General features: G+C 39.0%; 12 protein-coding genes. 2 read left to right on the top strand and 10 right to left on the bottom strand.

The features are described 5' to 3' along the window. Positions 1-2 precede the first annotated feature (2 nt). The 6 genes from QNN06_RS11765 to QNN06_RS11740 form a co-directional block, all read right to left on the bottom strand. Positions 3-1,331, bottom strand: a complete 1,329-nt coding sequence (locus QNN06_RS11765; protein ID WP_284037601.1) for a nucleobase:cation symporter-2 family protein — start codon at positions 1,329-1,331, stop codon at positions 3-5. 220 nt (positions 1,332-1,551) lie between these two features. Further along, a complete protein-coding gene (locus QNN06_RS11760) occupies positions 1,552-2,619 on the bottom strand; it encodes a Ger(x)C family spore germination protein (protein ID WP_284037600.1) in 1,068 nt (355 codons plus the stop codon). Continuing rightward, entirely contained in the window at positions 2,616-3,731 is a 1,116-nt protein-coding gene (locus tag QNN06_RS11755) for a GerAB/ArcD/ProY family transporter (RefSeq protein ID WP_249366423.1), read from the bottom strand. The genes QNN06_RS11760 and QNN06_RS11755 overlap by 4 nt, the downstream gene beginning before the upstream one ends. Beyond that, positions 3,724-5,280 (bottom strand): spore germination protein, encoded by a 1,557-nt coding sequence (locus tag QNN06_RS11750; RefSeq protein ID WP_213116181.1) that lies wholly within the window; start codon positions 5,278-5,280, stop codon positions 3,724-3,726. The genes QNN06_RS11755 and QNN06_RS11750 overlap by 8 nt, the downstream gene beginning before the upstream one ends. 95 nt (positions 5,281-5,375) lie before the next feature. Next, the gene (locus QNN06_RS11745) at positions 5,376-6,071 is read right to left on the bottom strand and encodes a DNA replication protein DnaD (RefSeq protein ID WP_254124848.1); all 696 of its coding nucleotides are present in this window, start codon (positions 6,069-6,071) and stop codon (positions 5,376-5,378) included. Positions 6,072-6,367: 296 nt separating this feature from the next. Then, positions 6,368-7,171: an enoyl-CoA hydratase/isomerase family protein gene (locus tag QNN06_RS11740; protein WP_284037599.1), complete on the bottom strand. Its 804-nt coding sequence runs from the start codon at positions 7,169-7,171 to the stop codon at positions 6,368-6,370. 313 nt (positions 7,172-7,484) lie between these two features. Between QNN06_RS11740 and QNN06_RS11735 the strand changes: the two genes are divergently transcribed. Both QNN06_RS11735 and QNN06_RS11730 read left to right on the top strand, forming a co-directional pair. Beyond that, positions 7,485-8,405: a hypothetical protein gene (locus QNN06_RS11735; RefSeq protein WP_284037598.1), complete on the top strand. Its 921-nt coding sequence runs from the start codon at positions 7,485-7,487 to the stop codon at positions 8,403-8,405. A gap of 5 nt (positions 8,406-8,410) precedes the next feature. Beyond that, entirely contained in the window at positions 8,411-9,145 is a 735-nt protein-coding gene (locus QNN06_RS11730) for an SH3 domain-containing protein (protein ID WP_213116184.1), read from the top strand. Between the two features lie 242 nt (positions 9,146-9,387). Here QNN06_RS11730 and QNN06_RS11720 read toward each other — a convergent pair whose 3' ends face one another. The 4 genes from QNN06_RS11720 to QNN06_RS11705 form a co-directional block, all read right to left on the bottom strand. Next, positions 9,388-10,782, bottom strand: a complete 1,395-nt coding sequence (locus QNN06_RS11720) for an NCS1 family transporter (RefSeq protein WP_217037190.1) — start codon at positions 10,780-10,782, stop codon at positions 9,388-9,390. A gap of 103 nt (positions 10,783-10,885) precedes the next feature. Next, complete coding sequence (allB, locus tag QNN06_RS11715) at positions 10,886-12,274, bottom strand: allantoinase AllB (protein WP_284037597.1); 1,389 nt, start codon at positions 12,272-12,274, stop codon at positions 10,886-10,888. A gap of 287 nt (positions 12,275-12,561) precedes the next feature. Beyond that, on the bottom strand, positions 12,562-13,230 hold the full coding sequence (locus QNN06_RS11710; protein WP_284037596.1) for a GntR family transcriptional regulator: 669 nt from the start codon (positions 13,228-13,230) through the stop codon (positions 12,562-12,564). 406 nt (positions 13,231-13,636) lie between these two features. Further along, a complete protein-coding gene (locus QNN06_RS11705) occupies positions 13,637-14,989 on the bottom strand; it encodes an allantoinase (protein WP_284037595.1) in 1,353 nt (450 codons plus the stop codon). Positions 14,990-15,053: the final 64 nt, after the last annotated feature.

The following is a 15,053-nucleotide window of genomic DNA, read 5'->3' as shown; positions in this document are numbered from 1 at the left end:
ATTCAAATACTTCCGTCTGCCGAATGATCCGATTTGAGATCTTCTAATATATCATTATTCTTTTGTTCTTCCCGTTTATTTAAAAATAGGTTAAGCACAATAGCGGTAAAACTTCCAATTACTATCCCGTTTTGGAAAAGCAAACGCAATCCCTCGGGCAATTTAGCAAATGCATCAGGGATAACTGCGGCTCCCAACCCAATTCCTACCGAAATCGCTATAATCAGCAAATTTTCATTTCTTTGGAAATCGACACGGGAAAGCATTTTGATACCAGAAGAAATTACCATACCAAACATCGCAATCATTGCTCCCCCAAGAACAGGATTTGGGATAATCAATGTAAGCGCTGCCACTTTTGGTACCAATCCTAATATCATCAGAATCACACCGGCGGCAATGACGACATTGCGTGTTTTTATTCTCGTAAGGGCGACCAACCCCACATTTTGGGAAAATGTCGTGTATGGAAAAGCGTTAAAGATTCCTCCAATAAAACTAGCCAAACCTTCTGCCCTCAATCCTTTTTTGATATCAGACGATTCCAGTTTCTTCTCGCAGACATCCCCCAATGCCAAAAATACACCTGTTGATTCAATCATGCTTACGATGGCGACGAGAATCATCGTTAAGATAGCAGTTATATGGAAAGTGGGAATCCCGAAGTAAAACGGCTGCACCATATGAAACCAGGAAGCCTGGCTAACTGATGATAAATTCACCATTCCCATCCCCATCGCAACCAGAGTACCTAAGATCATGGAAATTAGAACAGAAACAGCTCTCATGTAGCCTGATAGGTAGCGGTTAATAAAAATAATGAGGGCTAGAGTCAATGCCGCCAGAAATAAATTTCTTATGCTCCCAAAATCCGGTGCCCCTACTCCTCCTGCAACGTTGTTCATCGCTACAGGAATGAGTGATATCCCAATAATTGTTACAACAGATCCTGTTACGACAGGAGGAAAATACCTCATTACTTTACTCATAAATTGAGCAAGTATCATGACAATGATCCCGGAGACGATGATGGCACCATAAATAGCGGTTATGCCCTGAAGTTTCCCAATGGCAATCATCGGTCCAACTGCCGTAAAAGTACACCCTAATATAACTGGAAGCTTAATTCCAAAATACTTTCCTCCCACTACTTGAAGTAATGAGGCAATTCCGCAGGTAAACAGGTCGATAGAAATAAGGAAAGACAATTGCTCCGGGGTCATACCTACCGCAGGTCCAACAATAAGGGGAACGATAACGGCCCCAGCATACATGGCCAATACATGTTGAAGACCTAAAGTACCAATTTTCCATGGAGTTAACTTTTCCATTATTTTGCCTCCCTTGGTAACGACTTTTTGAGCAGAAATAATTTTCAGGACGTATGATCATACTCTTTAAATCTTTCCTATTGCTGTGCTCCCCCTTTTCAAAAGATTTTTAATAATTTTTTCTTTAAATTATATTTCTGATAATAATAGTTATACCGTTCTACAACATTAAGATTAAAAATGAGCATTTAACTAAAATAAGGAACCTATCAAATATTTGTTACTCAACTACACCGTGTCCAATCAAATGAACATCTGCGGTAACCTTAAATTTGGCATTTTTATATTCCGTATTCCACTTTTTAAAATCAAAATTTCGTGTCCTAGACTTTGCAAAGTGGCCAAAGCCGACTGGGTCAATGCCCTTTCTTTGAAAATCCTCAATTAACATTTTGCATTCCCGAGCGATTTGTTTTGCCAATTGCTTCTCAACTTTTCGTATCTCACCTTCCTTAAGCATCCTTTCCTGGTGTTCGGTGAGATCTCCCTTCAATTTAATCTTGATCGAGAATGTATAGGGGTCCCTTCTTATCAGCCTCATTTTTTTCTTTAACCCAATACTTTTGACAGTAGATTCACCATGAGCCTCCTTTACTTTAACTACCCCCAATATGTGATTGTCAACAAGGAGTTTGAAGTAAAACATTTTATTCTCATGGAGAATATCGACAACCTTTTCATCTTTAAAAAGGGCTAATCCAGTTATGGTCACTAAATTATGATTACTCTTCTTAAGCATTGGTAAATATGGATCCTGCCCTCTTTTATAAAAATTTGCCAAAAAACGATGAAGATTAGTTATAGGCAAATTTTGTTGATTCATATTATGTTCTAGTAACTGTGTCAGGTATTGGGAGTTCCCGCGGTCACCGTATCTTCCTTTAAAAATATCAACCGCTTTCCCATCTACTACAGCCAACTGAACCCTTGCTCCCACGCTTGGATCCCGTAAAAAGACGTCTAGAGTTTTAATTAGTCCCTCACGTGCGACATCCTCGCCAAAAAGGGCAATATCAAGACTTCCACTGACAATTGGCTGTGATGCCTTTTTCTGCATTTCAGATACCAAATCCCGGATAACATTTCCTTTGGAGACAAACGTAAAATTCCCGAATGACTTGTCTGGCTTAAACACGGGGATCATGATACTTCCAAGGAACTGGTTACCACTTTTATCAATCCCGATCCCAGTGGCAATATTTACATCATCAATCACTTTTCTATCCACGCATCCAGACAGGATTGTCATGCAAAACAATACCGCAACGATAAAGTGGCTCTTTTTCACTTCGCTTTCACCTTCTTTTTAATCAGTAGTGAAAAATATAGCAGCGGTGTGTAAACATAAGCTAAGGCAAAGCCAACAAGTGCCGTATAGTCGAAAAGAACGTTCAGTCTTTCTCTAGTAGAAATGAGCACCACAATAATCAGACATGCCAACGCAATAAAAATAACCGATTTTTTTTGACTAATATGAAAAATGCGTTTGGTCACTCTGCTGGCTACCCATAAAGAAAGGGCAATATTTGGGAGTAAAATCAAAGCCCAATTGGCAATTCCCAAATACTCAAACCTTTCTAGAATCGGAAGCCGGACAATTTTCCACATTTCCAATGTTGCCCAAATCGATTTTTCAAGCAGACCAAGAGGAAAATAGGCAAAGGTAATAACTGCTAAAGCAGCATAAATAAAAGTGGTTGCCAAAAGCCCGATATGAACAAATTTTTTTGATTGCTCAGGTTTCTTAATGAAAGGATAAAAAAACAATAAAATGCCATAGCCAAGGTAACTCAGTGACATATGGTAGCCGCTTTTTACTAGTTGAATAAAGGAATGATCAAATAATGGCAATAGATTGGTAAAATCCCCATACTGTAAGGCAAATCCGAAAGAAAAAAGTAAATAAAAAGGTATAACTAGTCCAAAAAAGGAGATTCCGGCTACGGTCCGAAAGCCTCCGTATACGATATAGATTCCTAAAAGTAAATATACAGCTGCGAACCAAAACGAGCTTAAACTTTGAAACATCCAAGTACGAATAATTTCAAACAGGCCGCCAAGTACCGCTGCACAAGTAACTGTATAATAAAAAATAAAGAGGGTATTTATACTGTTGCCGATTATTTTTCCAAATAAATAAACATTGGCATCCAGTACATCCCCATTTACAGTCTCACAAATCTTATACATAATCCACACGATGATGTGGATGGTTAATCCTGCCCCAATAACCGATATCCAGGCATCAGTGCCAGCATCTTTGGCAATAATGCGCTGAAAACCAAGAACTCCTATTCCAATCTGCATCGAAATGATGACATAGGCGGCCATAAATGGTGATATTTGGAGTCTCTCCTGGACGGGTCCCTGAATCATTACTCCTCTTCCTTCCTTATTCATCAATGTCCTTCTTTTTATTAGCCTTCTCCTTGCTGAACCGGGTGGAGTCTTTGGTCCTTAGAAACTGCGGACGTTTCGCCTGACTCTTGAAAGGCAGACGGAATAAAGCATCTTTAAAATCCTTCACTCTTAGCGGAAAGACTGGTTCCATAAAGGGGAAGCCCAACGATGTAAGCCGCAGCAAATGTGTAAGCAAAAAACAAAAAGCAATCGTAATCCCTACTAACCCCCATATTTCAGCCATGATCAGAAACGGAAAACGCAGAATCCGGATGGTATTGCTCATTTGATAGACAGGTGTGGTAAAGGAAGCTAATGCAGCAAGGGCAATTAAAATTAACAGAACATTACTTGTAAGCCCGGCTTCCACTGATGCTGTCCCCAAGACAATTCCGCCTACGATACCGATTGTCTGGCCCACCTTGGTTGGAAGCCTTGCCCCTGCTTCCCTTAGAAGTTCAATCGTTACTTCTAAAAACAAGACCTCAAGAATGGGCGGGAAAGGTACAACTCGCCTTGAGGTAACTAACGTAATTAATAAGTCTTTTGGAATCATTTGATAATGGTAAGTCACCACTGCCACATAAAGAGGTGTAACCATAATCGAGAAGATAACGGAAAATAAACGTATTAATCGAATAAAGGTTGCAAGAATCCAGTTAAGAAAATAATCTTCGAAAGAGTTAAAGAACTCTGTCAAAGAAGTTGGCCCAATCAAGGCATGCGGCGAGCCATCAACTAAAATAATCACTTTTCCCTCAGCCAAACTGGAGGTCACCCGGTCTGGCCTTTCTGTATCAAGCAGCTGTGGGAAAGGAGAATTCCCATTATCTGAAATAATCTGAGTAAAATAGGAACTGTCAGCGATTTCATCCTTTTCAAGATCGCTAATCCGCTGTTTGACAGTATTAATGATTTCCTTATTCGTAATCCCTTTGATATACAGGACACATACCTTGGTTAACGATAATTTTCCAACTATAAATTGTTCCGCGATGAGTTCCTTAATTGGCAAACGCTTTCGGATCATATTTATGTTTTGGTCAATGGCTTCTACAAAGGCTTCTTTAGGACCTACAACACTAAATTCAATCTCTGGTGCAGAAACCGACCGGACAACTTGTTTAGGTGAGGAGATGAAGGCAAACTCCTTTTCCCCTTCTAAGGTAAGCATGACAAAACCTTTCATCAACATTTCCGGGATATCATTAGAGCTGTTCGATAGTTCTACATCTGCTATAGGAAGAAGCTTTTTAACATCGGCAATTGTGTAAAACTCACCCTCGAGTAGAGGGGGAACAGCATTATTATCCATCACCTTTTCTTCAACAAGTGTAGAAAAGTACGTGAGTGTAAATTTCTTTCCTGACTTTTGATTAAAGTAATAGCTCTTTTGATAATCCTTTGATTTAGTAAGTTCCTTTTCCCAGTCTTCGGTTTGGTCCTTGCTATATTCACGTTTTACCAGGCTGCTTTGGTGGTCTTTTTGGTTAGTTGGTATATTTTTTTTGTTAATAATGTGTTTAATTGATTTAAAAAGATTAGCCATATTAGCACCATTTGGAAGTTTTTCTCTTATACTTTCCTAAATTGGCTAGAATATCCTGCATTAACTGAAAAACCACATTTTATATTCCTTGTTTTTCACGGGTCCATTTTGCAAGAGTAACCGAATCTGTTAAGGTGCTCCTTCTTTTCTTTGACATCATCTGTTTTTTGATTATTCGCTGTATGTGGAGTGAGATGCAAAGCTTTTTGTTTTTGTTTTTCTTTTTTATTTTCTTTTTCTTTTTCTTTTTGCCCACCTATCGTATAACAATGCGTGAACGTATCGTCTATCGCTTCGTATTCCTCATCGATATATGTATCATTTTCATCCGGATCGCTAACTTCATTGACAAAAGTCATCTCGTCTTGTTTACAAAAAGATTCATAGAGGCTGCGGATTTCCTCTCTTTGTATGGATTCCAAAACATAATAAATAAGCGTGGAATCCTCGACCTCCTTTAATTCTGAAAAAATACAGTCCATGACTGGCTTTCCAGCCTTATGCAGGTTATCTTTCCCCCAGTATTTAATCGCGAGCTCTCTCGTTTCAGGATTGTAACGAATCAATTTATGATGCTCGATGAATCGTTCCATTAAGGAGTGAACAGTCTCAATCGAATAGCCCAAATCAAAGGCCATTCGTTTTTTCGTAATTTTATAGATTCCAATTTGAGTTGTTTGTGGATTGGTAAGGAGATAGAGATAAAAATACCTGTCCTCCGGGGTCATCTCTTCCAAAACAATCGGATTGAACCAAAAGTCTGTACGAACCATTCGATACTTTGCCATCATCAAACACTGTCCTTCCTACAAAAAAAATCCTTTACATAATATTTAGTGTTTAATGAAGAATGCGGTCATGGTGTTTTTTCAAAATGTGTGGATATTTTTTGAAAAATAATTTCCTGATACGTAAAAGATCTGTAAATTTGCTGAAGCGGTTTTGCTGCCAAAAACAAAAAAGATTTATTGTAAAAAAATAGCTGTCAACATTGTCGACAGCCTAAACTAGCTAATACCCACTTTTTTATTAAAATTTAGATTGATAGTTTTCGATTATACATATGCGTGGCTTTACAATATTCTGTTTACTTTTTGTTTTTTCGGTTCTCAAACCGTTTGATTGCATCTTCGAATGTTCCGCTTAAGACACACAACACTTGCGATCTGTTCTCGACTTGAAGACTGGCCTCTAGATCGTTTTCAAGAGTTGTGTTTAATATTTCTTTTGTCATTTTCAAGCCAAGAGCTGATTTTTCCAACATCAAATTAGCCATTTCAAAGGCTACCGGAAGGACCTCACCCTCTCCAGTTAGCCGAGATACTAAACCGATTTGCAGTGCTTCTTCAGCTAAAACTTCGCGCCCTGTTAACAGCAATTCTGAGGCCCGGGACATTCCGACCAAACGTGGCAGAAAATAGCTGGCACCCAACTCACCCCCGGAAAGACCAACGTTCACGAAGGAGGCAATAAACCTGGAATTTGGACCGGCTATTCTCACATCAGAAGCTAAAGCAAAGCACATCCCACCGCCTGCTGCCACCCCGTTTACCGCAGCGATAACCGGTTGCGGAATTTGTCTAAACCTAACAATTAAATCGGACAACCTTTTTTGTGAATCAAAAAGCTGAGGTGCTCTATCTTTTATGTTTCCTTCAAATTGCCGCTGTTCTTTTAAATCAGTCCCTGAACAAAATGCCTTACCCGCACCCGTAAGCACCAAAACCCTACAGTCCGTGTCGTACTTTAAACTGTCCAACACAGCTGCCACTTCATCCATGAGCTGATACGAGATGGCATTGTATTTTTCGGGCCTATTAAAGGTCAATAAACCTATTTCCCCCTTCTTCTCCCATGTAATCGTCTCAAAACGCGCTGTTTCATTTTGCATTGCCTGAACACCTCTTTTTCTAATAAAAATAATAAATACCATTTTACTATTTTATTAAACACTTCCATTTATAATATACATAATTTTCTGATAATTATCAAATAGAAAGTATTTATTAATTAATCTATGTCCAAATGCTTATTAAAAAATAGATTCTGTACTCGTTACTCAAAAAAGGAATAAAGGAACATTCTGTTTATCATTAAGTATTGGGTACCTTTTTCCTATAACAAAGATATAGGGGCTTTTCTGCCGATTATCTGCATAGAATGTAGACAAGTATAAGTGACCTTAACCGGGAGGGAGATACCTAATGAATTTTATTGAAGACATTAAGGACGTGAAATTTAGCTTTTTGGAAAAACCGCCGGCGTCGTCTATGTCTTATGCCTTTGTTTATGTTAATAGCGACAACGAACACTTTGCAGTTAAAAATGGAGAGCGTTTGACACGTAGTGAATTGCGGATTGGAAAATATAAAAGAGTTTATACCGTCAATATGCAGCAGCAGACCTTCACCTATAATGAGGAAGTTCCCTCGGCCACAAGAGGAAGAAGCTTTTCTGTCAATTTATCTATCGATATTGCCGTTGAACACCCCGAATTGTTAGTTCAACAAAATGCAGGGGAAATTGGCCAGATCTTCAACAATCATCTGCCCTTCTGGGTGGAATCGGAAGCAAGATTTTATCCTATCGAAGAGGAACTGAGTTTTGCCAGACATATTGAAGAATTTTTTCAAACATCAAGATTGGTTAAGGTGTTAAGAGAGGCTGGGATTGTGGTTCGAAATGTTCGTGTTTTGACCCGGCAAGGTATTCGGGACCAGTACCATGATGAGGCGATTGCCGATTTAGACCGGAACGCAGAAATATCGGCCTATCAAGAGGCTCTCGATTTGGAGGAAGCGCGCCGGATATCGGCCTCCATTAAAGAGGCCCTTCAAGCGGGTGATTTTATCACAGCAGGGAAGCTTGGAGAAAAGAATGAAATGGCAAAGCGGTTAGTGGATTCGGAATTTAACCAAAATCGAGCCTTCAAATATGAGGTAAACAAACAGCTTTTAAACTTGATCAACGATCACTCTATTGACCAGTTTGAGGCAGAACAAAGATTGGCCAAGCTAAAAAAACTGTTCCCCTATCTCCCTGTTAATCTGGAAAATAGCAATAGAAAAAAACAGATTGATAGTCCAAGGAAAGAACTTCAATCCTATCTAAATAAAGGAGATTAGCGATTGTGGAATCCATTTTAAAACAGCTGTTTTGGATTTGGTCACCTATCTCTGCCCTGCCGGAATGGTTGCGTATTTTTTTGGTTCTCTTTGTGCTCCTGCATTTCGTAAGGCTAATTTTGTTGTATGTTGTTCCTCCCCTCTTAAACTTGACGGCCCATTTGTTGAAAAAAATGCTTTTTCTCATTTCTTATCCATTCATGGCATTTATTTGCACGATGCAAAGAAGACGGAGGGAAGCAGGAGAAGCTGGCATACCTGTTTGGATTGAGTTTATTGAAGGAATGTTTGCCTTGTTCGAAGGTTTTTTCAACAAAATCATTCAGCTTTTTACGAAACGGAAAAGGAATAGGACAAGGTTGAAAAGATGGACCTTCTACTCTGCTACCACATTAGTAATTTTGCTGACAGCGGCAATCATCAGCAATCCAAATAAGTGGTATACAGAAAAATGGAAGAAAGCTGAAGCTTGGTTAAACCAAGAACCTGTACCCGTACAAACAACCGTGGCTTCCCCTAATCAAAAAGAATTTATTTTAAATAAGCAATATAAAGAGGGCGGAAATATTCGGGAAGCTCCCACACTGACCGCAGCACGTCTTTACACGATTACAAATGGAGAAATCATCCACTTTTTGAATGAAGAACAAGTGGATTCCAAAGGAATTAAGTGGCTAAAAGTGGAAACCGCAAACGGGGTCGAAGGCTGGATTTCGGCCTTAATTGTCAGGGAAAAATAATAGATTAAGAGGATATTAGCTATCTTCTATAAAATATGGGAAAATGAGATGGCATAAACAAGAAGAAGAGTGGTATTGCTCTACTCTTCTTCTTACTTAAATTAAATAGCTTGTTTTCACTTGTATGCTTCCTGTAATTCCACAATATCGAATTTCTTCATTTTAAGAAATGCTTTTGTTAGCCGTGCAAGTTGCTCTGGTGTGCCCTTGCTCATCAACTCGTCTATAAGTTAGTTGCACTATTACTCAAAAATCGTTCCCTTTTTGAATTTTGAATCTTTAAACGCATACTTCGTAAGAAGAATATAGGCAATACCAGCAACAACCACGCCGATAATCCATGCCAGCTCGACTTTCAAAAAGGCCGCACCGGCCCCAATTAACATGGCAAGCACCGCTGCAGGATTATATCCGGCAAATGGACCCTCTTCCTTATATAAATCTGGAATATTTACTTTTTGTTTTCTAAAGATATAATATTCAATTAATAAAATCGATACGATTGGGCCTAAAAATGCAGAATAGATTAGAATGAAAATTCCTAGTCCCTTTGACGAGGAATCCTGAACGAGCACCCAAGGGAATGAGCACAACGCAAGCAAACCGGTTATGGTAACAGCAAGTTTAAATTTCGCTTTGGTAAGCAATGTAATCACATAGGCAGGCGGAACAATATTGGCCACCATGTTTACTGCAATCGCTCCCATAACAATAAATGCCGATACAAAAAATGTAATATAAGAGTTATCCACCACAATCGCAAACGCTTTCACAGGATTGGAATTGCCGGTTACTGTAGCAAGCATTGCGCCAATTGCAATTACAAAACCATACGCGATTAAAATCGGAGAAAAGTACAATAACCCTCGTTTTTTGTCACTGATACCGGTTTTCAGCTCTCTTGAATAGTCTGCTGCGCTTAAAAAGATAGCCGCATAATTGCCCATAAACACCATGATGAGCGCCCAGAAAGGCAGGCCCCATGTGCCGCTTGTATTAACCCATTTTTGTGTAATAACAGCACTATGGTCTGCCAGTAGAAGGTAAAATACATAAACAAGCGCCAGCATAATGACGATAGATATAAGCGATTCCACCCATTTAATCGCATGGAAGCCGTACATTGAAAGCACAATTTGCACCAGCTGAAGCACTACAAAGCAGATGGGTACACTATCAAAAGATCCGCCCGTAGCAATCTTCGCCATTTCGTTTAAGGCAGTGCCGCCAACCCAGCTTTGAAAACCGTACCAGACGATTGCGGGGATACCGCGCAAAAGAGACGAGATGACGGAGCCTTTATGCCCGAAGGACATTCTGAGCTGTACAACATAGGGAATTCCAGTTCTATATCCGACCCTGTCGTTTAAAGCAAAAATGATTGAAATAATGCCAATGGCTATGATGGCCGCGGCAAATGTCTGAATAATGTTTAGTGTTGCGACCCCCGCTACAACCAAACTGGCTCCAAGCGTCATATTGCCTAAATTAACGCCGTCTCCAATCCACATAAACATATAGGAAACCGGACCTACCGTTCTCTCATTCTCTGCTTTTGGATTTAGTGATTCATCTACACCAGTAGATTGAAGAGTCTGTGCTCCTTGTGTAACGCTGCTTTCTAAATTTGTCGACATTGTATACCCAACTCCTTTAATATTGTTTACCGTATTACCGATAAAGCATCAGTTCATAAGTTAGGTCTTAGAAGATTTTGATGTTGATATTATATATTCTCGTCTATGGCGTTAATAGTTCAGCCTTGCTATGGTAAGTAATTAATTGCCCTTTAGGATCCCCCACAATACCTTCATGAAGATCAAAAACAAGATTTCCTCTAACAAATGTTTTGGTGACACGGCAATTAATTTTTCTCCCGATGTATGGGCTATGCTGATGACGGTAATATAGCTCCTCCTTTTGGACAATATAGGATTGATTTGGATCTACAAAGATGAGATCTGCATCCTTTGATACTGCAATTTCTCCCTTAGTCGGCAAATGAAAGCGCACGGCTGGATTATAGGCAATCATGCGGACAAAATCGGTTACCGGGACATTTCGCTTAAGAACCGCTTCATCAAACATAAGATCGACATTGTTTTGGCACCCCGTAATTCCGCCCCATACTTCAAAAATATTATTGCTGTCACTAAATTTCATTTCAGGCGGACAAGGCGAGTGGTCAGATGTTAACATATCTATTTTTCCTTCAATTAATTTCTCCCAAAGCTTCGCTTGCGCTGCTTCGTCCCGTAATGGTGGTGAACATTTGGCGACCGGGCCAATTTCCTCAAATTGTGCTGTTGTAATGGTAAAATAATGCGGACACGATTCGAGAGTGACATCCATTCCTTTATTTCTTTCCTTCGTAATTTCTTCTACCGCTTCAGCTGTACTGACATGGACAAAATGCAGTTTACAACCAGTTTCTTTTGCAAAAAATAATGCCCGTTTTACCGCATCCACTTCTGTAAAAACCGGGCGTGAAGCAACATAATCTGTTGCACTGGTTTTGCCTTGTTTCATCATTTCCTGTCCCATCCGGTCAGTCATCTCAGCATTTTCGGCATGGATGGACAATACAGCCCCGAGCTCGGCTAATTTCTTCATCCCCATAAATAATGTATAATCATCGACATTTTTGAAATCATCTGGCAGCTCTGATCCACATGTGGCCATAAAGCACTTATATGCTACCACTCCTTCTTCAGAAAGCTCTTCTAACTTTTCAAGATTGCCAGGAACAAGTCCTCCATATAAAGCATAATCCACATAGTTTTTCCCTTTTGCTGCATTTAATTTTATTTGCAGCGATTTACGGTCAACCGTTGCAGGAAGAGCGTTTAGTGGCATATCTACATAGCATGTGGTACCGCCGGCAGCTAATGCTTTAGTTCCTGTCACAAATCCTTCCCATTCGGTCCGGCCTGGTTCACAAATATGGACATGTGTGTCAATCATACCTGGCATGACATATTGGCCTTTTGCATCAATAATCCGTAAAGCTTCATCATCAATTGTTTCAGCAATAGCGGAGATTTTTCCATCTTTTACGGCAATGTCGACGCTCTTTACTTCGTCCCTGAAAACCACTTTGCCACCTTTAATAACAAGATCATACTTCATGTAAATTCCCCCAAAATAAAGTTTGATAGGTCACAAATCGCCACTGTCGCTTGATAAGCAACGATGTTTTAAGAAATAGGTGAAAAAGAGACATATTTTCATATGAACGTTTTCCTTTACATCACCTCCAAAAGGGTCAGTAATGACATTCTTCTCCCCAAAATTAAGTACCTGCCTATAGGTATGAAGGAGAAGAATTAATCGTTTAAGAATGAAAACATTTTGTAAAATGGAAATTCAATTAAAATTGGTGGTAAAAGCGATTACAAATATGCGGGAATAAATAATTATGGGTGAAATATTTCTGATAATGTTGTTGGAATTTGAAGGTTCTCATGGAAGCGAAGGTTATCTTCAATGTCATTTAAATGTTCCAGGGTTACTTTTTCAGCCAGGTCCTCATCTCTTTTTTTAATAGCATTGAAGATATCAAGATGATGGAGGCAGGCACTTTTTTCTTCTTGGCCCCGTCCATAAATTGAAATAATAACATATGTTAAGGATATTAAGTCCTCCAGGTACCGATAAAAATATGAATTACCTGCCATCTCAGCTATCTTTAAATGGAACTCCCCGGACATTTGTATGGCTTCAACATAGTCAACATGCTGGTATGTACTTAATTCCTCTTTAACCATCTTTTCAAGTTCGCGAAGTTGTTCTTCTGAAGATAAACGACAAGCATTGCGGACTGCTCTAGATTCAAGGATTCGTCTCATTTCAAATACTTCTTTTGCCTCTTCTATTGATGAACATGTAACAAATGCCCCTTTATTTTCAATTATTTTTACTAGCCGTTCATAGGACAATCTGCGAAGCACGTTTCGAACCGGAGTTCGACTTACCCCAAATGCTTCTGCAATCTCTTTTTCAACCAATTGCATATTGGGACGTAATTTTTGTTGAATGATTGCCTGTTTGATTTTTTTGTAAATTTCTATTTCCTTCGTGTTCATCGAAATTTCCTTTCTCTCATTGATAGAACTTTAATGAATTCTAGATTGCATACAAAAAATTCCCAATAAAGCATACTCTCTTGTATAATTTATTGCAAACATGATTGTATACAATCGCTAATACAATAAGCTTACAATATTTTTATTGGATTAACAACCATTTTCTGAAAAATCAGATTATTATTATAATATATTTTTTGATATGTATTTTCATAAAAAAGAAGAAGCAGGAATCCATAAAAATTCAATATTAATATAAAGCTGTAATTCATGCATAAATCATTAGTTAGAAAACAAAAAATCCTCATAGCTATGGAGCAGTTGGATTAACGGGCATTCACTACTCCACAGCATGAGGTGTTTTCGAATCAGTGCTAACGATTTGCATTTAGCTGAAATATTTTCTCTAATTTGTTTTTACTTTTTCCTTTGGGATGATTTCGCCATCCTTAAATACAATAGTTCCTTTAACAAGTGTCATAACATTTTTACCTCTAAAAGACTTTCCAATGTATGGTGAATGAGGATGTCGATAAAATAGATCTTCCTTCTTTAATTGAAAATTCTCATGTAAATTAACGATTGAGAAATCGGCATCAGCTCCCGCCGAAATCGTGCCTTTGGATGGGTATAAGCCAAATCTTTTAGCGGGATTCGTAGAGGTTATTTCTACGATTTTTTGTAATGGAATATTTCGTTTCCAGTAGCCCTCTTCTAATAAAATTGATAAGGTCGATTGAGCTCCGCTAATCCCACCCCATGCCTTAAATATGTTGCCATCTGTCATAGTTTTCATGGATGGGGGGGCAGGAGAATGGTCCGAACCAATCACATCAATTTCCCCATTTGCTAACGATATCCATAATTCTTCAACCTCTTCCTGAACCCTAAGAGGGGGACAACACTTGGCAATCGGGCCTAATTCTGTAATATCATCAACCGTCAAAGAGAGATAATGAGGGCATGTTTCAACCGTTACATCAACCCCTCTTCTTTTTGCTTCTGTTACAAGTCTTACCACACTACTGCTGCTGGCATGAACAATATGAAGCTTGCAACCTGTTGCCTCAGCATATGATAGAATTCTTCTGACTGCTTCCATTTCTGAAATAATTGGACGTGATTCACAAAAATCCCTTGCTGTTATTTTCCCTTCCTGCTGCTTTTGATTAGCTAATTGTTCTGTTATAACCGTGCTTTCAGCATGAACAGCTAATATGGAATTAAGCCTGGCAATTTCATTCATACCCTTAAAAAGTGTCACATCGTCTGAATGATGAAAATCATCAATACCGCTTGGTGACATAAATGCCTTGAAGCCGATTACACCACACTGCACCAACTCTTCTAAAGCGCTTACATTTTCCGGCACTAATCCTCCCCAGAGCCTGTAATCGATTACCGATTTTTCTTCTGCTTGTTCTTGTTTTGCATCAAATCCCGATTTATTAACAGTCGGAGGATTGCTGTTTAATGGCATATCAAAAAAAGTAGTTACACCAGAGGCGGCTAAGCTTTTGCTACCCGACAAAATACCTTCCCACTCAGTTCGTCCAGGCTCATTGAAATGCACATGCGTATCAATTAATCCCGGGATGATATGAAGCCCCTCTGCATCAATGGTGTTATCTGAGCTTCCCTCTATAAGGATTTCTTCTGAAACCTCCATAATTTTTCCGTTTTTTATTCCAATATCACCTCTAAAAATACGATCATGGGTTACAATGGTTCCATTTTTAATGACTAAATCATAGGACATAGATAAATCTCCTTTCGGCTCAATAGTATTTTACTAGGGGGAAAATTCAGTAAAATCAACCCGC

It is taken from the genome of Neobacillus sp. 114 (assembly GCF_030127045.1).
Taxonomy (GTDB): Bacteria; Bacillota; Bacilli; order Bacillales; family Cytobacillaceae; genus Neobacillus; species Neobacillus rhizophilus.
Note: the sequence above shows the minus strand (reverse complement) of the source record. Positions and strands in the feature narration are given on the sequence as shown.